Below are 25,002 nucleotides of genomic sequence, written 5' to 3'. Positions count from 1 at the left end.
CGCGTCATTGTCCCCACGCGGTAAACGCATCCGCGAATGCGCGCTCACCGTCCGCTCCTTTCTCGATCGCCAGCACAGCCCGGCTGCCGCCGTTGTACACGATCGGGATATCGATCCATTCCTTGCCTTTCAGCAGCAGAACGTTCCGCGTCTTGTCGACCTCGTTGGCCGACAGCGCGATCATGAAGAATTCTGGCGTCACCTTGGCCGTCAAGGTGGACAAGGCCGAGCCACGGCCTGCCTCCTTGGCCTTCATGCTGACGCCCTTCAACGTTTCCACGCCGGCGTGGCTCGGGTCCTCCGGCCAGTTGAACTTGACCTCGAGGATGTGGCTGGCCGGCATGTCGGCTTCCTTGTTGGGCCGTAATGACAAGGTCGCCTTCATCTGCTTGTCGATCTCGACATTGCCGGTGATGGAGGCCGGCACGCTGCCCGTGCCACGCTCGACACGCCAGGTCACCTTGCCGAAATAGCGCTTTCCGAGCGGATCCTGCGGATCCTCCTGATACAGCACGGCCTGCGAGACGATCGGCTCGACGGCGCCGCCGGTGGTGGCGCTGGCGACGTCGCGGGCCGCCGTGCTCCTGGCGTCCGGTGTCATTCGTTCGGCCGTGACCTTGCGCTGCTCGGCGCCGGCCGGCAGCGCTGCCGCGGGGGAGGCGGCGTTCCACGAGCCCGCGACCTGGTTCGTTACCACCTGCCATGCGCTTGCGACCCAGCTGGCTGCTGGCTGCCAGTAGATCGAGGCGCCCACCATCGCCACTGTCACGATCGCGGCGGCGGCCATGACACGCCGCCGCAGCGAGCGGCGGGGCTGTTCTGAATGCGCGGGCGCGCGGCCTCGGCGCATTGACGGCAGCGGAGGCTTGATGCTCGCCGCGTCGTGTGCGCGCTTCCCCTGGACGTGTCTCTTCGTCTCCGGCGCTTGAATGTCATGAACGGGCGAGACGATGACGACGTCCGCGACGTCGTCCAGCGTCATTGCCGTCCGCGCATCGGGTTGCGTCCGGGCATCCATCATTGCCGCATCGGGTTCGATCCGCGATGTCAGCGACGGCGCCGGCTCATCAAGCGGTGAGACTGCGGCGTCGTCGGTTGCAGCGTCGCGGACCGCCTGGCGCGCGACACGCAGTTGGCTCGCTTCCGTGTTCCTCTCCAAACGGCTGCGCAGCCAGCCAGGCGCTGGGGGCTCGTTCGACACGGTCGACTGCGCGCGCTGCTCCAGCCGCGCGAACGAGAGGTTTTCCGCCACTGTGGCGATCTCGTCCTCCAGCGAATAGGCCGGCGGCGATGTGGCGGGGCTGGGCAAGGCGACCGTCACGCTGCTTGATGCCGCGGCATATGCGTTGCCGGCAGGCGCACCCATTGGCGCCATGGGCGGCGCTGAGCTGGCCATCGGCAGTGCGACGGGCTCGTCACGGCGGGCATGCGCACGGAGCCGGATCATCCTGTCGGCAAACAGCAGTTCGAGCAGGTCGCAAAGCGCGGCCTTTGGCGGCATGAGCTGGCGAATGAACGAGGGAGCGTTGCCGGGGCCGGTCGGGCCGCCGCTCCCCGCCACGCCAGGGCTTTGCCCGATCATCTCCTCGGCCGGCCGGTCTTCAGCCATCGCCAGAACCTTGCGTCCGCGGAGCAGGACGTTGAGCTCGCGCAGGTCCGAGTGAGAGGCGTCGTCGATGACGACGAGATCGAATGCGGCCAATCGCGCCGGCAGTTGCTCGGCGACACGCCAGGCCGGCATCAGCTGACACGGAATGCCTTCGTGGCAGCTTTCGAGGGCCTGGCGCGCCGCCTGACGCAGCTGGAAGGCGCTGGGGCCGGAGCATGTCGCGGTCATCTTGCGCCAGGTCGTCATGAACCTGGCGAACGCCTGCCGCACGGCGCTTCCGGCGTTCTGGACCAGAGCGAGATGAATCCGCGCGACGACGACCTGCTCGAACAGCTGGCGCAGCGCGATCTCCAATGCAACGCGCTGGTCGGACAGATCCTGCAGAAGCTGTTGCTGCCCGAGACCTTCGGTCTGTCGCATCAGCACCGCCCAATTCCAGGCCATCATCCAATCTGCGGGCAGCACCGGATCTCCGCTGTCCGCCGTCGCCGGTTCGGTCTTGACCCGTCGGGCGAGCTCGATCGCTCCTGCCTCGGTCATGGACTGATGCAGCTCGTTGATCAGCTCGATATCCTGGCGGCGGTCGGATAGACGCTGCAGCCACGTGCGGATGTCGTTCCAACGGGACCCGATGTCCTCTGCGTCGACGTCATCGCGGCCGACCCGTGACAGCACCTCGGCCTGAACCCTCGTCGCGATCGCGCCGCAGCCTCGGAACAGCTCGTTCAGTCGGACGAGTTCGTTGCGCTGCTTGCCGACGCGGACGGCCGTGCTTCTGATCGCTGATGCCAGCGCGGTCAACCGTTGGCCGTCATCGAGCAGGCCGGTGATCTCTCCATCCGGCAGCGACAGCTTCGAAGCGACGGTCTGCACATTGCGCTTGGCCAGCATTGCCGCCACGAGCGCGATTTCGACGCTCTTCACGAGGCGCTCGTGCCGGGTGAGCGAAGGGGAGGAGCCGGGCTCTGGCATGGGCGCGCCGATTTCCGCTGCCAGGGACCGCCATCGAACGTCGAGCGAGTGCAGGTGGCGCCGCCATCTGAGATGATCGCGCACATGCGTCCAATCGGCCGCGCCCTTAGGTGCGAAGCCGGCCACCCTGATCGTATCCAGGGTTTGCTTCAATGCACGTCCGGACAGCGCGAAAGCTGCAAACGGTCTCTGATCTGCCGACAGCCGCTCGACGGCTCTCAACAATTCCTCGCTGACGAAGGCGTCTGCAGGCACGTCCACCGGCCTCACCAGAAAGTCGGCCCGTCGCGACAACAGGGACGACGCATCGCGGGCAAAATCAATCAGGATGTTGCCGTCGACGGAGGTCTCGCCCGACGGCGAGCCTACCGGCGAAAATGCTGCGAGCCACGGCTCCTCGGCCATCACACGATGGGCTGCCGCCAGGGCTAGGAGGTCGTCTGCGAGCTTATCCGCGCTCGTCTGATCGAGCTGCTCGATCATCCGGCGCGCGAGCCTGCCGTCGCCGCTGTCCTCAGTCTGCTGGAGATCCCGGTGCAGACGCGCGACAACTCCACCGTCGGGCAGGGAAGCGATATCCGGCTGCTGGTCATCGAGATGTTCGAGATCATCGCCGAGTCGCAGCCGCGCTGCCCGCGCCTGGTCGACCGCCGCCACGATCGGATCGGTCTCGCTCAGAAACCGAAGCGGCCGATCAGCGAACCACGCATAGGCGTCTCGATCGGCGATCAGGGTCGCCAAGGTGTCGAGCGGCAGGCCGGAGCTGCCGGAACGCAGCATCATTCGACTGGCGATGCCGGCGACCTCATCATCGAGACGGGCAATCTCGCGGCTGGCCGCGATGATATCGCGCTCGAGCTGATTGACGTGGTCGGCCTGATCGTGCAGGTCGGTCCTGTCGATGATCGACAGCAGCCTGCTGACGACACTTTCGGCGTGCTTCAAAGCATCCTTGTCCGGGCCAGTCAGGTCGGCGGTGAGGTCGCGGACGGACCGGGGCAGCTTCTGCGCCAGCAGCGACAGCGCGGACGTGTTGCGAGACACGACGAGCACGCGCAAGCCCAGCGCGAGATGATGGCAGACCACGTTGGCGATCGCGCATGCGCGATCGGCCACGACTGCGCCCGTCACGACGAGCCCATCCGACCGCTGGAGCTGTCGCACCATCTCCATCTGGTCGGAGTTCGTCGGCAGCGGAAAAAACAGATCGCCGCGATCTGCCGTCATCCGAACCGCCGGTGCGACGTCGATGGGGTCGCCGATCACGCCGGAGAGGCGGCGTCGCGTGCCGTCACCGGAGTCGTGATCAGACGCGCCGGCCAGGAGGTGAGCCAGCGCAGTCAGGCAGCCTGCGCTCCCGGGCATATAATCCAATGCGCGTTTCAGGCGCTTGATGTCGCGCAGCAGGAGCGCATCCGAGCGCGGCCGTGCAAAGATCACCCATCGATCTGAGACGACCAGCTGTTCGCCTTCCTCAGGCAGCAGCAGCGCCGAGTCCGGCATGGTCGGACAGTAGATGCCGTTCGGGTCGAGCTGCGACCCGAGCGCACTGAGGATCGGCTCGAAGGTGGCGGGTTCGAACGGCGAGAGCTCGACGCCCCGTTCGAGCAACTGCTCGGCCGTATTGCCCGCGAGTTTCGCCGCCGGCGTGAGTGGCTCGAACGCCTTCAAATTGGCCGTTGCGCCGACCATCCGCGGCCGGATCCGGATCTCGGATTCGGAGCCGTCAAGGACCTCGATCTCGACGAGACGCTCGAGCAGCGGCAGGTCGAGGTCGCGGCCGTGACGCCGCCATCGAGACACGCCGATACCCCACACGATCTCGTGGTTCGCATCGTTGCGACCGGGTCCCTTCAGCCGGGCCAACTCGCCAAGCCGGCGGTGAAGCACGATGGTCCGGCGGCGCGGTCGTTCGGCTGCCGCCCATGCGGCCCACGAGCCGGCGAGATAGCGATCCAGGCGCTCGACGACATCCGGGCGTTGCTCCAGGTGCAGGCGCACGGTCCAGAGACCGGGGGAGGCCGAGCGCTCGCCCGCCGGCGCGCAGTGTTCGGCGCATGCCTGGCCGGAGGCAACCAGTCGCTCCTTCTCTTCGGCCGGTACGGTGATCGTCACACGTTGCCGAACCAGCGGCCGACGGTCTGGGTCTGATGAGACGTCGATCCACATCCTGATATCGGAATCGATGTCGGGCGGGCCAACGGCCGTCAAGTGCTCGACCGCGAGCCAAACGGGGCCGTCGGCGTCGAAAGTGTTGAGTGTGATTCCGGGCAGGTTCTCGAGTTCGTGTTGATGGAAGGCGAAGCGTCGCCCGTCTGCAAGCTGGTGGTCGGACAGACGTTCAACGATGCGGGCATCGCGACGGATCGTCTCGGCGAGATCGCCAAGAACGTTTTGCAGCGGTGCGATCGCCGGCACCAGCCGATGGACAGCGTTCATATGGCCTCCTCGATCATGGCGGCTTCCAAGCAAGGCACTCGGCTCACCCTCAAGTCCAATTTCGACGTTTGTGGCGCCCGACCGGCAAGGGCCGCAAGGTGAGCCCGTGCATCGAACGATGATGCCCGCGGCCATCGCGACGATGATTGCTCGACCGAGTGATGCTGGGCTTCCGCAGCGGAGTATGAGCGATCGTCGGCGAGGCCACACTCATCGATCGATAATAGGGTCACGCAATGCGGCGTAATGATGAGAGAGCTTAGTGGATGCTCTGTGCTCTCAAAATCAGTCGGCAACTGATTTGTTCGAGTTTCGAAGAGTTCTGCTGTGAGTTGTTGTGAAGCGGTTTAGAATCTCTTTAAAGGCCCGCTTTCATCCCGAACTGGACCGCCACGATCGCGCTCGGTAGGTACTCGCCTGCGCCAGCGGAGGGTTTCGCATCGTCGGATCATGCGTCGCCTCGCCGCAATCTCCACCGCGATCACTGGCGCTTTGTCGCAGAATTCCAGCGTGTCGGCCAAGCGGCGCCATCACCTGACCGCATTTTCTTTCGGACTGCGGCTGTCGCTGACCAAGTGTGGCATCGCCCGTTCGCACGCGCTGTACGGCCCGCCAGCATCGCTCCAGGCGAAGGCGACCGCGCTGCCGTACGCCAACGCTCGCCGGAAGATAATTAGTAATAAATGAAACAAGTTAGCTGTCCGGTTGCCGACGCGGATGCGTCCGGCACAGGTCGGCGCACTCAGCCAGTCCGAGGCGCGTCGTCAAAGTGCTGACACGCGAGCATCGCGAGCGAGCCCAAGTATCGACATCGCCGACTTTTAGCGCGAATGGCTCGCAGTCGCGTGAACTTACTTTTCACGACTGCGCGGGTGGAGGGATGCACGCCCGCGCATCATTACGGGGAGGATTGACTGATGGTCTTGATTAGCTGCGCCGGCAGAGGCGCAGGAGACGCCGTCTCATCACACGGTATCGCTTCGAGTATCGACCAGAGCGGTGACCGACGTCGCGGCCGCAAGTATTTGCCGTCATCTCTGCTTGCTGCAGCGTCGATGCTGGCTCTGAGCGCGGCGGCGGCGCAGGCGGCCGACGGCGCGTCGCGGTCGACGGATAGCGCTGCGGTCAAGGCGTTGATGGCGAAGATCGAATCGATGGAGCAGCGGATCAACACGCTCCAGGTCGAGCTCAAGGACGCCAAGGCGAAAAAGCCAGCCGGTTTGGGGCAGTCGGCGTCGCTTGCGTCGCGGAGTCCATCAGCCGCCGTCGCGCTGAGCCCGGCAAAGGATGCTCGTAATGGCGCCTTGAAGGCGTCAGACGGCTCGTCCTCGGCATTCAAGCCCGCCAGCAACGCCATGGCGCTCGCCGACACGAAGGATGTCGAGGCCGCCAATTCGAAGCCGGCCGAGGCTCCGCAATCGTCCTCTCCGGCGTCCCGGCTCGCGGCAGCGTTCGCGGATTCGGATCCCAAGCCGAAGTTCATCCCGGCAGCCGATTTGAAGGCACCTCCGCCGGCGTCCAACAAGGATCTGTTCGGTGCAGCGCCGTCGCCCGTGCCCGGCATGCGGATCGGAATGTACGGCGAAATCAAGCTGGGCTCGATGCAGAACCCGGCGGCCAACGGGCAGTGGCAGAACGGCTTCGATATGGCGCGTCTGGTGCTGCTGCCGACCTACCAGGTCAACGACTACATCACTTTCAACGCCGAGCTGGAATGGGAGCACGGCGGTACGGCGTTCGACAACGACGACAAGCTGCACGGCGCGGTCGAGGTCGAGCAGGCCTTCTTCGACGTGAAGTTCAACGACCACTTCACTCTGCGATCTCCGGGCATCGACCTGATCCCGATCTCGTTCACCAATCTGTATCACGAGCCGACGCTGTTCTACAGCGTGCAGCGGCCCGAGCTCGCCAATGGCCTGATCCCGACGACCTGGTATGCACCTTCGGCGGGCTTTTACGGCAAGATCGTCGACGGCCTGAACTACCAGTTCCAGGTGAGCCAGAGCGCCGAGGACTTCGGTGACAATTTTGATCATCGAGGCGACAACGGTCACATCATTTCTGGAGGCTATGCGGGCGGTATCACCGGTGCGGATGCGCTCGCGCTGTCGAAGGCGCCGATCGGCGATTTCCGGCAGCTGAGCAACGAGCTCGCATATACGCTGCGGCTCAGCTACACGCCGTCGTTCCTCCCGGGCTTTGCCGGGAGCTCAGCCATCTACTACTCGCCGAACGTGACGCCGCGCGGCGCGTATGCCACGCAGCCGGATGGCACCGAGACGCCGCTCGGCAGGAACGCGATGACGATCTTCAATACCGAAGCGCGATATCGCGTTCCGAATACCGGATTGGAATTGCGCGGCGAGTACGCCTATGTGCACTTCTCGAACCCGGAGAACCTGCGCGCCAACAACGATCTCGACGACACGAACAATGTCGGCAAGAGCATGTGGGGCTATTCGGGTGAGATCGCTTATCACTTCAGGGCGCCGAACGACTACGACATCGTGCCGTTCTACCGCTACACCCGGCAGAACTTCCAGACGTCGGGCATGCTCGGCTCCGATCTCACCAACGGACTCAACAACATCACCGGAAGCGGCGACATGACGTTCCACGACGTCGGCGTCGCCATCTTCCCAAATCCGAGTCTGGTCTACAAGATCAACTACACCAAGGTGATCGATCACAGCGCGACCGGCGCAATGTCCGACCGTGTTCTCGCGGGTGTCGGCTGGCTCTGGTAGCGGAGCAATGAGGGAGCGATGGCCTGAAAGCGGCGGGCTCCCCTGTCAACGAGCAGCGATCCGGGACGAAATGCAGGCGTTTCGCCCAGGGTCCGCAACGAGGACCAAGCTGGTAGTTGGGGTGGGCGTGCGAGTGGTTGATATGGCGGATTTGGGCCCTGGTTGGCTGCGACGTCGCACGCTCATGACGCTCGCCTTCGTGGCGATGGCGCTTGGTGGCTGCAACCCGGCGACGCTCGGGGGCGACAACCGTGGCGACGACGTGATCGACAAGGTCGGGCGGCTCGATCTTTCACCGCGCTATCCGAGGCAGGCGATGCCGGAGCAGTCGCCGGCGGCGCGACGCGCCCGGGCCGAGATCTATGGCGGCAACGACGATCCCAACGACGCGCGCGCGGAGGCGCCGGCGACGACGTCGCTTCCGGTGCAGCAGGTCGCGGCGCATTCGCAGGCGGTCGGCAACGGCTTCGAGTTGAATTTCGAGAACACGCCCATCGCAACGGTCGCCAAGGTCGTGCTCGGCGACGTGCTCGGCGTGGGCTACACGATCGATCCACGCATCCAGGGGACGGTCAGCCTGTCGTCGGTGCGTCCGATGCCAAAATCGGACGTGGTCTATGTGCTGGAGAATGCACTGCGCCTGGCCGGGACCGCGCTGGTGCGGGACAACTCCGGCTATCGTCTGATCCCGCTGGGCGAGGCGATCGGGGCGGGCAATGTGGATGCCCCCGGCGCCACGGCGGAGCCGGGCTACGGCATCACGGTGCTTCCGCTGCAATACGTCTCGGCGCCGACGCTGCTGAAGCTGCTCGACAGTTTCGCGCTCAAGCCCGGCACGGTGCGCGCTGATCCGGGCCGCAACGTCCTGCTGATCCAGGGAACGGGAGCCGAGCGACGCACGGCCGCCGATGCCGCGCTGAGCTTCGATGCGGACTGGATGCGCGGCCAGTCGGTCGGGATCTTCCCGATCTCCAACGGCAATCCGGAACCCATCGTCGCCGAGCTCGAGAAGATCATGGATACCGGCGACAGCGGCCTCGGCCAGAACATGGTCAAGTTCCAGGCAGTCAGCCGGATGAACGCCGTCATGGTGATCAGCCGCAAGCCGGCGCTGCTCCGCACCGCGGAGACCTGGATCAAGCGGCTTGATACCGGCAACACGCTCCGTAACAGCGTCCATGTCTATCGCGTCAAATACGGCGAAGCGCGCCAGATGGCGCGGGTGTTGAACGAGATGTTCACCGGCAGCACGGGCGCGGCCGGCGACGTGTCGTCGACGGAGCTTGCTCCGGGATCGGGAGCGTCAGCAAGCTCGAGCAGCGAGCGTCTGTCGGCCGCAGGCGCGACGGCGGCTTCCGGCTTCTCCGGGCAGCAGCAGGGCAACAACGGCCTGGTCGCCAATCGCGGCTTCAACGGCACGCCGCCGCCGACCCAGGCCGGCCTTGACGCCGGTTCGGAAACGCGCGCGCCCTCGACCGGCGGCAAGCCGCTCATGGACGGCGTACGCATCACGCCCGATGTGGTCAACAACACCCTGCTGATCTACGCCGACCGTGAGAACTACCGCATCATCGAAGCCACGCTGCGGCAATGCGACCGGCCGCAACTGCAGGTCGCGATCGATGCCACGATCGCCGAAGTCACCCTCAACGACAATCTGACCTATGGTGTGCAGGCCTTCCTGACCAGCAAGAATCTCGGCTTGCGGCCCGATCAGGGCTCGCTCCTCAACACCACCTCGACGTCGGCGCCGACGACGGTGGCCTCGGCGGCAGGAACCATCACCAACGCGTTTCTGAGCCGCGCCTTCCCCGGATTCAATTTCCTGGTCGGGTCGGAATCGCAGCCGAGCGCCATCCTCAGCGCCTTGCACACCGTCACTGACGTGAAGGTGCTGTCCAACCCGTCGCTCGTGGTCATCGACAACCAGGCGGCGACGCTGCAGGTCGGCGACCAGGTCCCTGTCTCGACCGGCAGCGCTACGGTGCTGACGACCAACAACACGGTGGTGAACACGATCGACTACCGCAACACCGGGATCATCCTGCGGGTCGCGCCGCGGGTGAACGAGAACGGCAATGTCCGGCTGGAAATCGAGCAGGAGATCAGCAACGTCTCGTCGCAGACCGCCAACAGCCTCACGCCGACGGTGGCGCAGCGCAAGGTGAAGAGCTCCGTCGCGGTCGCCAGCGGCCAGACCGTGCTGCTGGCCGGCCTCATCAGCGAGACTCATCAGGGTACGCGCAACGGTGTTCCCGGCATCGACCAGATCCCGGGCCTCGGAGAGCTGTTCAGCAACAATGACCGCAGCCGTGGACGGACCGAGCTGATCATCTTCATCCGACCGCAGATCATCCGTGACGGCACCGATGCACATTATGTCGCGGAGGAACTGCGTTCGAAGCTGCGCGGCAGCATCAGGCCGGTCTCGACGAGCGCGCTGCAGACGTCGCGGAGCAATCAATGAGGCGGCGCTCGAAGATTGCGGTCGCCGTCGTGGCGTTCGTCTTCGGCGCAGCGACGGCCGATGCCCGGCCGCGCGGCGACGGATGGGCCGCCTTTGCGCGCGGCGACTATCTGCGGGCCGCCGCGTTGCTGGCGCCGATCGCGCACCGCGGCGATCCGCGCGCCATGACTGCGCTCGGCTATATGTATGGCCACGGCTTCGGCGTTCCGCAATCCTACGAGTCCGCCGTCGAGCTGTATATCGCGGCCGCCGAGAGCGGCGAACCGGCGGCGCAGTATCTGCTGGGGCTGAGCTACGACAAGGGACATGGCGTGGGCCAGGATGACGTCCTGGCCTACAAATGGTTGAGCCTCGCGGCTGCCGCCGCGCCCGGCCACCAACGCGAGCCTTACCTGAGAATTCGGGATGCGGTTGCATTCAAGATGTCGCCCGACGAGGTCGTCGAGGGTCAGCGTCTGGCGCTCGAATGGCGACGCGGTCAGTCGAGCAGAGCGAAGCTGATCGCCCCGGAAGCCGGTTTGTAGTTGTTCTAAGTCGCGGATCTCATAAGCGTCATTCTTGGCCGCGACAACGAGGCATTCATCCACGCTGCCCTCCGCTACGAGGTGGTCGACAACGATCTGTCACGGGACGCGCCATGAGCTCGACTGCTCCTTTTCGATTTGCCGATGATGTGCGAGGCGACGATAGGCCGGCCCGGGTCTCGGCGCCGGCGCCCGGTGCCGCTGTCCTTGAAGGCGGGACGAGATCGTCGGACGTCGCCGATATCGCCTCCCCGGGATTTGCCGATGCGATCGCGCGGCAGCTCGGGTTGCCGCGCATCACGCTGGCGGACCTGCTCGCGGCCAAGCCGCTGGCCGAGCATTTTTCGCGGCGCTTTCTCCGGGAGGCAATGGTCTTCCCGTTTCAATCCGCCCCTCGAACGCCGTGTCTCGCGGTGGCGGATCCTCGAGACACCGCGACGGCCCGCGCCGCGGAGCTCGTGTTCGGATGTCCCGCCGCGACGGTGGTGGCTTCGGCGGAAGACATTGCCACCGCCCTGAACCGGCTCGCCGACGATGACGAGGGACCGGCCGGCAGCGAAGCGGCGCAGCCGCGGCTCGGCGAGGACGATATCGAAAGCCTGCGGGATCTTGCCACGGGAGCGCCGGTGGTGCGTGCCGTCAATGATCTGTTCGAGCAGGCGGTGGAGTTGCGCGCGAGCGACATCCATGTCGAGGCGATGCGGAGCGGCCTCGCGGTGAGGCTGCGCGTCGACGGACTGCTGAAGCCGGTCGCCGAGCCTCCGGGCGTGCTCCCCCAGGCCGTCATCTCGCGCATCAAGATCGTCGCCGGGCTGAACATCGCCGAACGGCGCCTTCCGCAGGACGGCGCAGCGCGGCTGCGCGTCGGCCGCTTCGAGCTCGATGTCCGCGTCGCCGTGATGCCGACCCAGCATGGCGAGTCGGCGGTGATCCGGCTGTTGCCGAAGGACAGGGGATTACTGTCGATCGAACGGTTGGGCTTTGCCTCTCACGACGATCGCGCGCTCCGCCGGGTGTTGGCGCTGCCGCACGGCATGATCGTGATCTGCGGGCCGACCGGCAGCGGCAAGACGACAACTCTGGCAACCGCCTTGTCGATCCTCAACGAGCCGACCCGCAAGATCCTGACCATCGAGGATCCCGTCGAGTACGAGATTCCGGGCATCAACCAGTCGCAAGTCAAGCCGGCCATCGGGCTGACCTTCGCCTCCGCCTTGCGCTCCTTCGTGCGCCAGGATCCCGATGTCATCATGGTCGGCGAGATCAGAGACAGCGAGACCGCGCATGTCGCCATCCATGCCGCGCTGACCGGCCATCTCGTGCTCACGACGCTGCATACCGAAAACGCCGCGGCGGCCGTGCCGCGGCTGCTCGATCTCGGCGTCGAGGACTTCCTGCTGCGCTCGACGCTCCGGGCAGTGATCGCGCAGCGGCTGGTGCGCAGGCTTTGCGAGCGATGCAAGGCGCGGCGCCTGCTGAGTGCCGACGATCTCGGTGCGGATCCTCGCTATGCCGCCGTCGGCTTCGACGCCGGCGACACGGTCTATGAGCCGACGGGCTGCGAGAGCTGCGCCGGCACCGGATATCGCGGCCGCCTCGGCATCTTCGAGATCCTGGAGGTCGATCAGGAGATCCGCTCGCTGGTTCAGGGGGCGACCGATGCAGCCGCGATCGACCGCCGCGCCATTCGCAACGGCATGACGACGATGCTGGACGATGGCGTGGCCAAGAGCCGGGCCGGCGCCACGTCGGTCGCGGAAGTCTTGCGCGTCACGACGCTGCGGTGAGCCCATGAGCAGGTTTCGCTATCGTGCACTGACCGAAAGCGGCGACATCGTGCATGGCACGATCTCGGCGGCGACGTCGAAGGACGTGATCGACCGGATCGAGTATCTGCGGCTGTTGCCGATCGAGACGGTCGAGGAAACGGGCGGAAGCGCCGTCGGCCGCGACATGATCGCCTGGTTCGGCCGACCGACCCCGAGCGACGTCACGACGTTCACGCGCGATCTGGCGCTGCTGCTGAAGGCGGGTGCGCGGCTGGAGCAGTCGCTCGAGCTTCTGGCCGGCGACGCCGATATCGGCCGGCTGCGTCCGATCGTCAGCCGGTTGCGATCGAGCATCCTCGCGGGGGAGAGTTTCGCCGACGCGCTGGCGCATCATCGTTCGCAGTTCTCCGCGATGTATCAGGCACTGGTGCGGGTCGGCGAAGCCGCGGGCAGCCTCGACCACGTGCTCGACGCGCTCGGCGCGGAGCGGGCGCGGGCGGAAGCCATGCGTCGCAAGCTCGGCGACGCGATGCAGTATCCGCTGTTCGTCCTGATCGCCGCCGGCCTCGTGATGCTGTTCTTCTTCATCGTCGTGCTGCCGCAGTTCTCGACGGTGCTGCGCGATTTCGGGGCGAGGACGGATGCGGCCATCAACACGTTTCTCGACGTCTCCGACTTTCTCCGCGGCAACGGTGTCGCGCTGACGTTGTCGGCGGGCGCGATCGTGGCCGCGGGTCTTCTGCTGATCAGTCGCGCGCGCATTCGTGCCGCGTTGCTCGGGCACTTGTGCCGGCTGCCGGGGCTCGCGACGGTGTTCCGGTCGTATCGCACCAGCGTGTTCTGCCGCAATCTGGCGATCCTGCTCGGCAGCGGCCTCACCTTGACCGCGACTTTGCGCATCCTGATCGACATCATGTCGGCCACCGGCAACGGCCCGGTGTGGAGCGCGGTGGCTGATCGCGTGCGACAGGGCGGCAAGCTGTCGGAGGCGCTGGCGGCGGCGAGCATCCTGCCGGCCATGGCGACGCGGATGATCCGGATCGGCGAGGAGACCGGACAGCTGCCGGTCCTCGCGGGCCGCATCGCCGAATTCTACGAGGCGAAGCTGCAGCGCAGCCTCGACCGCATCGTCGGCATCGTCGGTCCGGCGGCCATCATTCTCATCAGCACCGTCGTAGGCGGTCTCATCGTATCGGTGATGACCGCGCTGTTGTCGGTCACTCAACTGGTCGGGTAGCAGAACATGAAGCGCAGGATGACACAGGCAGGACTTGGCGCCGCCGCGCGGCGGGCGCGCAGCGGCAGCGACGACGGTCAGAGCGGCTTCACGCTCGTGGAGATGCTGGTCGTCATCGCCATCATCGGAATGATCATGGGGCTGATCGGACCACGTGTACTGACCTCGCTCAACGAGTCGCGGGTCAAGACGGCGCGGATCCAGATCCAGAGTTTCTCGAGCGCGCTCGATCTGTTCTATCTCGATACGGGGCGCTATCCGACGAACTCGGAAGGCCTGGCTGCGCTGGTTCGGCCGGCCTCGACCATCCCGGGCTGGGCCGGGCCCTATCTCAAGGGAGGGAACGTTCCGAGCGATCCCTGGAGCCATCCCTACGTCTATCGCGCGCCGGGGCAGCATGTGCCCTACGAGATCGTGTCGTACGGATCGGACGGCCAGGAAGGCGGCGTCGACCTGGCGGCTGACATTTCATCGTCGACGACCGTCGGTTCGAGATAGCGATGCGGCCACGTGACGGCCATCAGGCCGGCTTCACCCTGATCGAAGTGGTGTGTGCGCTCGCGATCGTCGCGGCGCTTGCGGCCGTGCTGCTGCCCGCCGTCCCGAGACAGACGTCGCGGCCGCGTCTGGAAGCCTATGCGATCGAGGTTGCCGCGCTGCTCAAGGCCGACCGAAACGATGCGATCAGGCGCGGGCTCGATGTCACGACGCACCTCGATACACTGCGGCGAACGATCCGTTCGAGCGCCAGCGGGGCAGGAGGTTCGTCTCCCCGATGATGTGCGGTTCGAGACGGTGCTGCCGCGCAGGTGTGACGATCGGCCCGCCTTCGACAGCATCAGCTTCTTCGGCTCCGGCATGTCCTGCGGAGGTGTGATCAACCTGACGCATCGCGATGCCGGCTACCAAATTCGCGTCAACTGGCTGACTGGAAGGATCGAAATTGCCTCGAACGCCGCCATCGCAGGACGGTAATCCGAGCGCGGGATTCACGCTGCTCGAGACGCTGGTTGCGCTCGCAATCGTGGCGGTGTCGCTGGTTGCGATCGCGACACTGATGGGGTCGTCGGCGCGCGGCAGCCGGAAGCTCGAGCAGCATGTCGCGCTCGTCCAATCGGCCTACAACGCGCTTTGGCTGGCCTTTCCCTCCCGCTTGCCGCCGCCGTCGCCGGCGCAGTCGGGGGAGACGATGGCGCATGTCTGGCGCGCGCAGGCGCAGCCTTTCGCCATGGATGGTGCGACCGGTACATCCGCCTGGGTGCCGGAAAAGATCATGCTCCAGGTCCGCTCGCCGTCGGGCGCGACCCTGGAACTGGAGACGGTCCGTCTGTTTCGAAGGCAGGCCGAACGATGATCACGCGCGCCAGCCATTCTCAATCGGGCTTCACCCTGATCGAAGCGCTGACCGCCATGGCGCTGATGGGGCTGCTCGTCTCCGCGCTGGCCATGATCACCGCGCAGTGGCTGCCGAACTGGAATCGCGGACTGCATCGCATCCAGCGCAGCGAATCCGTGAGCGTCGCGCTCGACCGCATCGGCGCCGATCTTGCGGCTTCCGAGTTCATCCGGCCCGATGCGCAGAGCCGGTCCGTTCTGTTCGAGGGATCGGAGACGTCGGTCACGTTCGTCCGGATCGCTCTCGCACCGAAGACCGGCCGCGGGCTCGATCTCGTTCGCATCGCCGAAACCGGCGACGGCGATGGCGCCGTGGTCAGCAGAAAGCGAGTGGCTTTCGCGCCGGGTCGTTCGTCCGGCCGTGACTTCGGCGATCCTGTCGTGTTGCTGCAGGCGCCGTATCGCGTGTCGTTCGCCTTTGCCGGCGCCGACCGCACCTGGACGACGTCGTGGCACGATGCCGAACGGCTGCCGGCAGCCGTCCGCGTGACGGTGCGCAACGCGATCGACGCGAGCGCGCCTCCGATCTCGCGGATCGCGGTCATCCGTGTCTCGGCACCCGCCGACAGCGTCTGTCGTCCCGCAGACACAACGTGCGACCGGCAGCCGCCGGCAGCTGGCGGCACCGTCGGGCGCGCAGCCGCGCGATCGGAGCCATGAGCATGGGCGGGATGACGCGGCTTTGGGATCCTGATCGCAATGAGCGCGAGCGCGGCTTCGTCCTCGTTGCGGTGCTGTGGATCCTGATTTCATTGGCCGGGCTGGCTGGAGCCCTCTCGGTCTACCTCCACAGCACGGCCCAGCGACTGTCGCTCGACGACGTCCGCCTGCGATCCGCCGCGCTGGCGTCGGCGGGCCTGGAGCTCGCGGCCTATCAGTTGGTTGCCGCGCCGAAGGCGCAGCGCGCCGCTGCAGGCGCGTTCTCGTTCCGCCTCGATCATGCGCAGGTCTCCGTCACGTTCCGCTCGGAAGCGGCCCGCGTCGATCTCAATCATGCCTCCAAGCAGATGCTTGCCAATCTGTTCGGCGTACTCGGGGCCCGCGCGGACAAGGCCGCGGATCATGCCGATCGGATCATCGGCTGGCGAACGCCCTCGTCCGAGACCGCTGCGGATGCCGAGCGCGATCTCTACCGGGTGGCGGAGATGGACTACATCCCGCGCAGCGGGCCATTCGCCCATGTCGAGGAGCTTCGCCTGGTGCTCGGCCTGCCGCCGGAACTGGTCGACAAGGCGATGCCGTATGTGACCGTCTTCAGCGGTCGGCGCGAGATCGACGCGCTCGAAGCGGCGCCAGAGGTCGTGGCCGCGTTGCCCGGGATGACGCAGGACGGATTGAAGAGCTTCCTCGACCAGCGCGCCGGCCTGTGCCGCGAGGCGAGATCGCTCGCCGCAGCGCTCGGGTCGGCCCGTGCCGACGCGACGTTGGAGGTCGGCGATGCCGTCCGGGTGTGGATCACGCTCAGTTTCGACGCGGGTCGCCGGGCTGCTGTCGAGGCCGTCATCCTGCTCGGTGACGGCGACGAGCCTTATCGGATTCTGGCGTGGCGGGACGATGCCGGAAGCTCCGCGATGCTCAGGCCGCCTGGGAGGACGCTGTGATGTCATTGGTCGAGCGGATCCGCCGTGAGCTGGGAAGCTGGATCGGCACGGTCGCCGCCGTCACCGTCGATCGGATCGGCCGCTTCGACCTCAGGCCGCCGATCCAGTTGATCGAGACCGAACGGAACGTCTTTCTCCTGCGGATGATCGCGCGAGCCGGGCGATCGGCTCCGCCGGATTGTCACGTGCGCCTGCCGGAGGGCGGGCCGGCCGTTCCCGCGCTTCCCGATGGCTGGCACGCCGCCCTGCGCGGCAGCCGGATCGACCTGGTGCTGATGCCTGACCGCTTCCTGTCGCGGCCTTTGGATCTTCCGCGGCGGGCTGCGGAGTTTCTCGATGCCATGGTGCGCTCGCAGCTCGACCGTCTGACGCCATGGACGGCGCAGGAGGCGGTGTTCGGACACACGGCTCCAGTCGCGATTTCGGGCGACCGCATCCGGACGACCGTGATCGCCGCGCCGAGGACGCGGCTCGATCCTCTCGTCCGGCTCGCCGAATCCTGGCATGTCGGTTCGGTGGTGTTGTTCGCCGCTGCCGGCACGGCGCCGCCAGCGGCCGCGGGCCAACCGGTTGCCCAAGGCGCAACACGGCTGACCGAGCAGCACCTTCGCGGGTCGCTCGATGTCGGCCGGGTCGGTCGCATGCTGACGAGCGCGTTGGTGATTGCCGCGGTCTCGGCGACGCTGTCGTTCGTGACTGCGAGCATCCTCGGGGGCCAACTCGATACGCAGCAGAGCCTGCTGTCGCGCCGGATCTCCGAGCGTCGCGCGGCGCTGCGGCTCGATCTCGAGGGGACCGACAACGCCGCGTTGCGGGGCCTGTTGCGCCGAAAGCAGGAGACTGCCGCCGACGTCCTGGTGCTGGACGCGCTGTCTCGCGTGCTGCCCGACAACACCTATGTCACGGAGTTGCGGATCGAGAAGGACAGGCTGCAGATCGCAGGGGTGAGCCAGGATGCACCGGCGCTGGTCAGGCTGATCGAGCAGTCGGCTCACTTCACGCGCGCGACCTTCTCCGCGCCGACGACCCGTTCGGCGGATGATCCCGGCGAACGTTTCCATATCGAAGCTGGCATCAAGCCGCATTTTGGACCCGGCACATGAGCACCGCAAATCCGCTTGGCACTCCTTCGCCGCGGCCGACCGCCGCTCTGCTCTATGCCGGCCTGCTGCTCGTGCTGATCGCTGCGACGGTGCTCCCTGCCAAGAGCCTGCTCGATCAGCGTGCCGAGATCGAGGCGCTGACCGATACGCTGCGGCTGCTGGACGCGCACAGCATGGCGGTCGCCCGTCGGGATGCAAGCGAGGCCAAAGCTTCCGAATCGGCGTTTCTCGAAGGACCGACCGTGACCGTGGCCGGTGCTGCGCTGCTGCAGCGGCTGGGTGAGGTGGTGGCCCGTCACGGCGGCAGCACCTCGTCGTCTCAGGTCGATGTGCTGGGCCCGCGCGCCAACGACGGTCAGGTCCGCGTCACCACGAATTTCGAGGCTGCGCAGCCGGCCCTGCAGCCCATCCTGTATGATCTCGAGGCCGGAATGCCATGCCTGTTCATCGACGAGCTCGTGGTCGACGGAAGCGCGCCCTCATCGGCCTCCGCCGGAAAACTTCGCGTCACACTCACCGTTTCAGGACAGTGGCAGGGTCCGCAATGAGTCGTCTCGTCAAACGATGTGTCACCTGCTGCTGCGTCGTGACGGTGGGATCTGCGTTGGGCATGACCACGGCGGCGGGCCTCGACGCGATCGGTCCGCAGGGCGCCGAGCAGCCGCCTGTCTCCGCGCAGGAGGCGCCGGTCGCGCGGCGCAACGAGCCGCGAAGCGGCAATCCGCTGTGGACCATTCCGCTCGACCAGCTGTCAGCGACGCGCGAACGGCCGATCTTCTCACCGTCGCGGCGCCCTCCGCCGATCGAAGCTCCGCCGCCGGCCATCGCCGACGCGCCGGTGGTGCCGGAGCCGAGCCCGCCGGAGCGGCCGCAGCTCACGCTGGTCGGGACGGTCGTCAACGGCGATCGGGGCCTCGCCATCTTCCTCGATCCGGGCAGCAGCACGCCGCTGCGGATCAGGGCCGGCGCGGATTATCAGGGCTGGACCTTGCGTCGGGTCGAGGCGAGGTCGGTCACCTTGCAGAAGGGCGATGACGTCGCTGTGCTGAATTTCGCGTCGCCGTCCGGGGCGGTCGCAAATCCGGTCGCCACGACGGTGGCCGAGGTGCCGTCGACACAGACGGCCCCTCCCTTGGCTCAGGCCGGGCCGCCCTTCCTGTCCGCGGAGTCACGGCTGCTTCGCATGCACCAGCGCCAGCGCTCAGGACGCCGACAATGACCAGGACGGCAGCAGGATAGGGTGCAGGCTTCCATCGGGCTTCGGCGGCACTCCCCCGTCGTGGTCCTCCGCGCACCCCGCCGCCCGGGCGCGCTCCGGCGTACGGTCAGCGCTTGCACAATCCGCTGGTCAGGACCCATCCCTTGTCTGTGAGCGCCGCAGAGACGATGTCGAAATACAGTCGCTTGTCGGGATCGTCCTCGGACACGAACGAAACCTGACACAGGAATCGCCCGCTCTCGTTCCCCTTGTCGCAGCTCGCCTCGACGATCTTCAGTCCCTTGTCGTGACGGACGCCGGACGAGGGCGCCTCCTGCTCATAAGCCTGCTGAATGATCTCGACCGTCGGTGCGCCACAGGCGATGCCGGTCACGTTGCAGGCCCAGGCGAGAACAACAGCAGGCAACATCATTCGATCTCCTCGGCAGCGGTTCAGGCTGATCGCCGTTGAAACAGCTCGGCACCTCGCGCCGGTCTCGCTCGACTAATCAGATCGAAGGCGAACTAAGAGGCGTGGTTGTCGATTTTGTGTCCGCGCTGTCCGCCCTGCGCACGCTGCGCCTGCAAGACCATGTTGTTAGATCGATTCTTAAAGAAGACAACCGCGATTCTCGCAAAACGAAAGAAACGGTCACAAAGGAGACACCCGACATCCATAGCGACAAAGCGGTGCAAGCGAGCCGATTGCAGGCGGCCGGAGCGAGACGCTCGGATGTCGCGCAGGTCTGGGGTGCGCTTCGCAGCGATCTTTATCTCGAGCCAATGGGGATCTGGCATGTCAATCGGGCGCCTGCACAAACCAATGATGAGAACACTGACATCCGCAGCGGCGCTGCTGGCGGGCTTGACGTTGGCGGTGTCCACGGCCATCGCCCACGATCTCGCCGAGCCGACAGTGTTCAGGAGCAGGCACGGCGTGCTCGATCTGCTGATGATCGCGCGGGCTAAGCCGATTTCCACGATTACGTTCGCGCCGCCCGGCGGCTCGCCGATGAACCCGACCGGCTGGGTCTACGAGATCTGTCCGCGTCCGGCCTCCGGCAACAGCTGTCCGGCTGATGCCGCTGTGGCGGAGTATGGCGGGGTGCGACTTGCCCTGCAGAAAGGCGACACGCTCAAGATCAGGCTGGTCAACCAGCTGCCGCAGCTCGACCCTGCCAAGGTGAACCACAATACGGATCCTGGCCAAGCCAATCTTTTTCGGAATCCGACCAACCTGCACACCCACGGACTGATCGTCGAGCCGCGCGCGCCGACGCTGAAGGACCAGACCTTCGGCGACTACGTCTTCGTCCAGATCTACAATTCTTCCAACGGCATGCCGGTGCCGCAGACGACTCATCAGCATGGCTCCAACAAGATGGACTACGCGGACTTCCGAATCGAGATCCCGCGCAACCATCCATCGGGCCAGTTCTGGTTTCACCCGCATATCCATGGCCTGTCGTTGAACCAGGTGTCGCAGGGTCTGGCGGGCATCATCTCGGTCGGCGAGGTCTCCGACTACGCGCATGGCGACGCGCGTGACACGCCGTTCCCCGAAGCAAGCGTCCGCCATTTGATCCTGAAGGATATCCAGGTCGCGCCCGGCGGTCCGGTCCAGTTCGACAGCGGTCCGGCGCAGGTCGCGCCGGGCGAGGTGATCAATCAGGAGGATCCCGGTTTCTGCGCTCAGTTTCCGGCCGACAGTTCGGAAGTGCGCGAGGGGTCTTGCCCAGGCGTCGATGCGTCAGCCGATGGCGGTTCGAACTTCACCGGCGGCAAGTGGTTCTTCACCGTGAATGGCCGGACGTTCCCGAAGATCAAGGTCACCGATCCCGACGGAGAGGTCTGGCGGCTCACCAACGCGTCGGGCAGCCTATCCTACAATCTTCAGCTGACCGACGACGAGACGCAGAAGGCGATGATCGTGCAGCTCATCTCGGTCGACGGCGTGAGCGTGAACCTGCCGCAGGATACGACGATGGACACGATGGTGCGGCTCGGCGGCGCCCGCTTCCGGGTCGTGCCATGTCCGCCGCTGCCGACTTCGCGATTCCATTCGAAGCCGGTCTGCGTCACCCAGATGGTGATGATGCCGAGTTCGCGCACCGAGGTCTTCGTGACCTACCGTGATCCGTCCACCGGCGCGATCGCCAGTCCTGGAAAAGCGGCATCAGCGACCTTCAAGATGGCGGGACTGACGATGGGCAGCGGCGACCAGTGGCCGGCAGTCGATCTCGCCAAGGTGCACTTCCACCAGCACGGGTCTCGGCAGCACATCGCGTACGGCATGGACATTCGGGGTGACGCGCTGGCGACGATGCAGCCGTCAGGCATTCTCGACGCCAAGGTCCCGTATGCGAATGCCGCGCCATTGCCTACCGGCTGCCGGGCCTTGCCGGCCGGACACCGCCGCCGCATCTTCTTCGGCCTCGCTGATCTGACCGACGACGGCACCTTCGGTCTGGGCTATGAGGAGGTCGACGAGAACGGCAATCCGGTGCCTGGCACGCAACTCCCGGTGAGTCAGTTCGATCCGGCGCAGAACATCGTGTGCCTGCCGCTCGCATCGGGACAGCGCCCTGTCCACGAGACCTGGGAACTGGTGCAGCTGTCGACCGAGAACCACAACTTCCACATCCACCAGACCCGTTTCAGGACGATCAACAGCAAGGCCGGCGAGAATACGCCGCTGTCGGTGTCGCTGAACCGGAGCATCGGCGGCGGCATGTTGCAGGACAACGTCCCACTCGGCGTCGCAACTCCGAACGTGCCCGAGGTGATGGATGCTCAGAGCGGGGTCTGCAGCATCGACCAGTGGCGCAACGGCCAGTGCACATCGAAGCCCGTGGTCGTCGACATCCCGTTCTCGCAGGTCGGTGAGTTCGTCTATCACTGTCATATTCTCGAACATGAGGACGGGGGCATGATGGCGAAGATCAAGGTCGTGCCTTCGCAGTCCAGCGGAAATCCCTGGGAAGCGATGAACCAGATGCCGTGGTAGTCGTGAGCCCGTGCGGGTGTCGCCACGAGGGTGGCGTCGCATGCGGCGGCACCCGTGTGGCTGCATGCGAGAGCCACACGCGGCGGTGTTGATTCCCCGCCGCTCAGACAACGACCGCTTCGCGGCATCGTTGCGCATTCGATGCATCGTTCAAACGACTAACGGCGCTTTTGGAATCGATCTAAATCTCTGCAGGACCTTTCTGCATGCCGTTGAAACAGCAGGTTTGCGCGCGGAAATCCCTGGGTTTGGCGGCTCGCGGAGTGGCAATCTCCAGCAACATTCTTATTCCCCAGCCGCTCCGGCAAATCGCCAACATCGACGCGGCAATTCGCCGTAATCGAACCACTTACTGAGATGGCTCTGACAATCAGAACGGTTTGCAGAAAGCCGGTGGATGAGTGTCGGAGGGACTCGTCAGAGCGACGTCTGGTGCGGGCTACGAGCGAGTACCGTCTCTCGCCGCTTGTTGCTGCGGTCATTGAACGGATGCTCGCGCTGGAGCAGCGGGTGCTTCCAGCACAGCTTCCCGGCAGCGCGGCGTTACGAGACGGCGTGAGACCTGATCCAAGGGAGGCCGAACATGAAAATTCATTTGAGGTGGGCGCGATGAACAATTGGTTGAAATGGACGGCGCCCGCTGCGGCGATCGTATCGGCCGCGGCGCCGGCCTACGCCCTGCAGTACATGAGCGTCGAGGAAGCGCAGAAGGCGGCATTTCCCGGCGCCAGCTTCGCCGAGGTTCAAACCGGACGGGTCTGGAAGGCGAGCAATGGCGGCTACTTCTACTACGACCATGTGGTCGGCAAGCACCTGCTGATCGACTACACGGTCGCGATCGGGCCCGATGGCCGGGTGCACCGCGTCGACATCCTGAATTACCGCGAGTCCTATGGCGGCGAGGTGCACGACCCCAACTGGCTCGGCCAGTTCGTCGGCAAGGGCAGCCAGAGCGAGCTGCGCATCAACTCGGATATCCGAAACATCTCGGGGGCCACGCTGTCGTCGACCCACTTGACCGAAGGCGTGAAGAAGGTGCTGACCTATCATGCCAGCCACTTCCGCTAGCATTCGGCGCGCACGGGCTCTGCTCGGGACGTTCGTCGAGATCGATGTCGCCGATCGGCCGGGCGGCGACGCAGAGAGCGCCGTCGACACGGCGTTCGCCGCCGTCGCCGACGTGCACCGGCTGATGAGCTTCCACGATGCCGAAAGCGACGTGTCCCGGCTGAACCTGATGGCGTCGCGCGGCGCCGTGACGGTACATCCCTGGACCTACGCCGTGCTGGAGATGGCGCTCGACATGGCTCATCATTCGAACGGCGCCTTCGACATCGGCGTCGCCGGCGTCAGGCGGCCGCTCGCGGGCCAGTCGTCGCCGGGCTTTGATTCGATCGAGCTGCTTGCCGACCATCGTGTTCGCTTCGGCGACCCCGGCGTGAAGATCGATCTCGGCGGCATCGCCAAGGGGTTTGCCGTGGACTGCGCCATCGATGCCCTGCGGAGCTGCGGCGTGCGCTCGGCCATGGTGAACGCCGGCGGCGACCTCGCGACCTTCGGAGGCGGAGCCCGCCTGGTCCACATCCGCGATCCGCGCTCGCCGGACCGGCTGCTCTGCCAGGTCGCGGTGAGCGACGGCGCGCTGGCCTCATCGGCGCGCCGCTTCGATCCGTTCCGATCGGCGGAGACCACGGCGACCGCGGTGGTCGATCCCTCCACCCGCCTGCCGGCTCACGCAGCGCTCGGCGCGACGGTCCGGGCGCCGACCTGCATGGTCGCGGATGCGCTGACCAAGATCATCATGATCGCGCCCCAAAGCGCCCTGTCGCAACTCGCTCGATATGGTGCGAGCGCGCTGCTCGTCGCGCCGAATGGCGACATCCTCAGGACAGCGGATTGGCAAGGAGATCTCCAACATGCGGCTTAAAGGCGCGTTTCGGTTCGCCCTCTACGGGATTTTCGGTCTCCTGTTCGCCAGCGGAGCGTTCTGGATCTACGCCGATCAGATGAAGACCCGCTCGGAGCTGAACAGCGACGCCTGGCAACAGGCGGCCGCGTTGCTTCTGAGCCTCCATGGCGGGGCCGCGATGGTGACGCTGATGCTGCTGGGCGCGCTCGGTCCGATGCACGTCCAGCGCGCCTGGCGCGCCCGGAAGAACCGTGCGACCGGAATCGTCAGTCTTGCAATGTATGGCCTGCTGATCGCGACGGCGTTCGGACTCTATTACGTCGGGTCCGAAGCGCTGCGGCCCTGGATCAGCACCGTTCACATCGTGTTCGGGCTTGGCGTGCCGGCGGTCATCATGGCCCACATCGCCGTCGGTCGCGCGAGCGTCGTTCCCGTGCCCCAGCCCATGCGCACGCAGCGTGCAACGGCCGCCACGCTGGTGCCGTCGGACGCACCGGCCGACGGCGAACTCGTCGGCGTGATGAGCAAGGCGAGCTGACGCCGGCAGCTCCGAGCAAGGACAGCGGGCCCTCGGGCATCGGACAGAAAGTCGGTTCCGGTTTCCCAAGGCCCGCAGCCATCCGCGCCAGCTTGCGATCGTTCAGGGTCCGTTCGCATGGCCTGATATCGGCCATCGCAATCGAACGACTCGGTAGGCCACACCTCTCGCTCGGCACGTCGGGATGCGTCGTGGTGATCTCCGTAGTTCAACGGTGCATTGTCCTCGCGTGCCGGTCTCAGGCTCTCCTTGCCCGGATCATTCGGGACCTGCGACGGCGCCTTGCTTGCGAATCCGGCCTCGTTCAATCACATTTTGTGATGGCGAGGGGGAGGGCAGGGGATGGCTTGCAATCCAAGAGGCGCGGCTGCTCTGGCCGGGGCAGCCATGCTGCTGATACCGGCCGCGGGACACGCCTACACCGCGGAACAGGAGCAGGCGTGCACGAGCGATGCGTTTCGGCTTTGTAGTTCCGAAATCCCCG

Annotated in this window: 19 protein-coding genes and 1 pseudogene; 18 read left to right on the top strand and 2 right to left on the bottom strand. The window is 65.9% G+C overall.

Features of this window, described 5'->3' with window-relative positions; translation table 11 throughout:
* Positions 1-4 precede the first annotated feature (4 nt).
* A complete protein-coding gene (locus BRAS3809_RS14945; RefSeq protein WP_008962954.1) occupies positions 5-5,020 on the bottom strand; it encodes a DEAD/DEAH box helicase family protein in 5,016 nt (1,671 codons plus the stop codon).
* A gap of 450 nt (positions 5,021-5,470) precedes the next feature.
* On the opposite strand from BRAS3809_RS14945, the gene BRAS3809_RS35840 reads away from it, so the two are divergent.
* From BRAS3809_RS35840 to BRAS3809_RS14875, 14 genes and pseudogenes are all read left to right on the top strand, one after another.
* Positions 5,471-5,707 (top strand): hypothetical protein, encoded by a 237-nt coding sequence (locus tag BRAS3809_RS35840; RefSeq protein ID WP_008962953.1) that lies wholly within the window; start codon positions 5,471-5,473, stop codon positions 5,705-5,707.
* 368 nt (positions 5,708-6,075) lie between these two features.
* Positions 6,076-7,770, top strand: coding sequence for a porin (locus BRAS3809_RS14940; RefSeq protein WP_008962952.1), 1,695 nt, complete (start codon positions 6,076-6,078; stop codon positions 7,768-7,770).
* Positions 7,771-7,891: 121 nt separating this feature from the next.
* Positions 7,892-10,237, top strand: a complete 2,346-nt coding sequence (gene gspD / locus BRAS3809_RS14935) for a type II secretion system secretin GspD (RefSeq protein ID WP_008962951.1) — start codon at positions 7,892-7,894, stop codon at positions 10,235-10,237.
* Positions 10,234-10,761 carry a tetratricopeptide repeat protein gene (locus BRAS3809_RS14930; protein ID WP_008962950.1) on the top strand — a complete coding sequence of 176 codons (528 nt, stop codon included), beginning with the start codon at positions 10,234-10,236 and terminating at the stop codon, positions 10,759-10,761. Before gspD ends, BRAS3809_RS14930 begins: the two co-directional genes overlap by 4 nt.
* Before the next feature lie 113 nt (positions 10,762-10,874).
* Positions 10,875-12,548 carry a GspE/PulE family protein gene (locus tag BRAS3809_RS14925; RefSeq protein ID WP_008962949.1) on the top strand — a complete coding sequence of 558 codons (1,674 nt, stop codon included), beginning with the start codon at positions 10,875-10,877 and terminating at the stop codon, positions 12,546-12,548.
* A 4-nt stretch (positions 12,549-12,552) separates the two neighbouring features.
* Entirely contained in the window at positions 12,553-13,767 is a 1,215-nt protein-coding gene (locus BRAS3809_RS14920; RefSeq protein ID WP_035656337.1) for a type II secretion system F family protein, read from the top strand.
* 18 nt (positions 13,768-13,785) lie between these two features.
* On the top strand, positions 13,786-14,265 hold the full coding sequence (gspG, locus tag BRAS3809_RS14915) for a type II secretion system major pseudopilin GspG (RefSeq protein WP_035656336.1): 480 nt from the start codon (positions 13,786-13,788) through the stop codon (positions 14,263-14,265).
* A 2-nt stretch (positions 14,266-14,267) separates the two neighbouring features.
* Positions 14,268-14,742: pseudogene (locus BRAS3809_RS34370) on the top strand (prepilin-type N-terminal cleavage/methylation domain-containing protein).
* A complete protein-coding gene (locus BRAS3809_RS14900; protein ID WP_008962945.1) occupies positions 14,711-15,121 on the top strand; it encodes a PulJ/GspJ family protein in 411 nt (136 codons plus the stop codon). The pseudogene BRAS3809_RS34370 and the gene BRAS3809_RS14900 overlap by 32 nt, the downstream one beginning before the upstream one ends.
* The gene (locus BRAS3809_RS14895) at positions 15,118-15,822 is read left to right on the top strand and encodes a PulJ/GspJ family protein (RefSeq protein WP_008962944.1); all 705 of its coding nucleotides are present in this window, start codon (positions 15,118-15,120) and stop codon (positions 15,820-15,822) included. The genes BRAS3809_RS14900 and BRAS3809_RS14895 overlap by 4 nt, the downstream gene beginning before the upstream one ends.
* Positions 15,819-16,763 carry a type II secretion system minor pseudopilin gene (locus BRAS3809_RS14890; protein WP_008962943.1) on the top strand — a complete coding sequence of 315 codons (945 nt, stop codon included), beginning with the start codon at positions 15,819-15,821 and terminating at the stop codon, positions 16,761-16,763. The genes BRAS3809_RS14895 and BRAS3809_RS14890 overlap by 4 nt, the downstream gene beginning before the upstream one ends.
* Positions 16,763-17,866, top strand: a complete 1,104-nt coding sequence (locus BRAS3809_RS14885; protein WP_008962942.1) for a PilN domain-containing protein — start codon at positions 16,763-16,765, stop codon at positions 17,864-17,866. Before BRAS3809_RS14890 ends, BRAS3809_RS14885 begins: the two co-directional genes overlap by 1 nt.
* Complete coding sequence (gspM, locus tag BRAS3809_RS14880) at positions 17,863-18,414, top strand: type II secretion system protein GspM (protein ID WP_008962941.1); 552 nt, start codon at positions 17,863-17,865, stop codon at positions 18,412-18,414. Before BRAS3809_RS14885 ends, gspM begins: the two co-directional genes overlap by 4 nt.
* Positions 18,411-19,085, top strand: a complete 675-nt coding sequence (locus BRAS3809_RS14875; RefSeq protein ID WP_008962940.1) for a hypothetical protein — start codon at positions 18,411-18,413, stop codon at positions 19,083-19,085. Before gspM ends, BRAS3809_RS14875 begins: the two co-directional genes overlap by 4 nt.
* Positions 19,086-19,191: 106 nt before the next feature.
* Here the strand turns inward: BRAS3809_RS14875 and BRAS3809_RS14870 are convergent, their stop codons facing one another.
* Positions 19,192-19,497 carry a hypothetical protein gene (locus tag BRAS3809_RS14870; protein ID WP_240535679.1) on the bottom strand — a complete coding sequence of 102 codons (306 nt, stop codon included), beginning with the start codon at positions 19,495-19,497 and terminating at the stop codon, positions 19,192-19,194.
* Positions 19,498-20,076: 579 nt separating this feature from the next.
* On the opposite strand from BRAS3809_RS14870, the gene BRAS3809_RS14860 reads away from it, so the two are divergent.
* The 4 genes from BRAS3809_RS14860 to BRAS3809_RS14845 all read left to right on the top strand — a co-directional run bounded on the left by BRAS3809_RS14860 (position 20,077) and on the right by BRAS3809_RS14845 (position 24,518).
* Positions 20,077-22,071, top strand: a complete 1,995-nt coding sequence (locus BRAS3809_RS14860; RefSeq protein WP_008962937.1) for a multicopper oxidase domain-containing protein — start codon at positions 20,077-20,079, stop codon at positions 22,069-22,071.
* Positions 22,072-22,680: 609 nt separating this feature from the next.
* Entirely contained in the window at positions 22,681-23,139 is a 459-nt protein-coding gene (locus BRAS3809_RS14855) for an FMN-binding protein (RefSeq protein ID WP_008962936.1), read from the top strand.
* Positions 23,120-23,998 carry an FAD:protein FMN transferase gene (locus BRAS3809_RS14850; RefSeq protein WP_008962935.1) on the top strand — a complete coding sequence of 293 codons (879 nt, stop codon included), beginning with the start codon at positions 23,120-23,122 and terminating at the stop codon, positions 23,996-23,998. Before BRAS3809_RS14855 ends, BRAS3809_RS14850 begins: the two co-directional genes overlap by 20 nt.
* Positions 23,988-24,518 (top strand): hypothetical protein, encoded by a 531-nt coding sequence (locus tag BRAS3809_RS14845; RefSeq protein WP_008962934.1) that lies wholly within the window; start codon positions 23,988-23,990, stop codon positions 24,516-24,518. The genes BRAS3809_RS14850 and BRAS3809_RS14845 overlap by 11 nt, the downstream gene beginning before the upstream one ends.
* Positions 24,519-25,002: the final 484 nt, after the last annotated feature.

The organism is Bradyrhizobium sp. STM 3809 (genome assembly GCF_000239795.1).
GTDB lineage: Bacteria > Pseudomonadota > Alphaproteobacteria > Rhizobiales > Xanthobacteraceae > Bradyrhizobium.
Note: the sequence above shows the minus strand (reverse complement) of the source record. Positions and strands in the feature narration are given on the sequence as shown.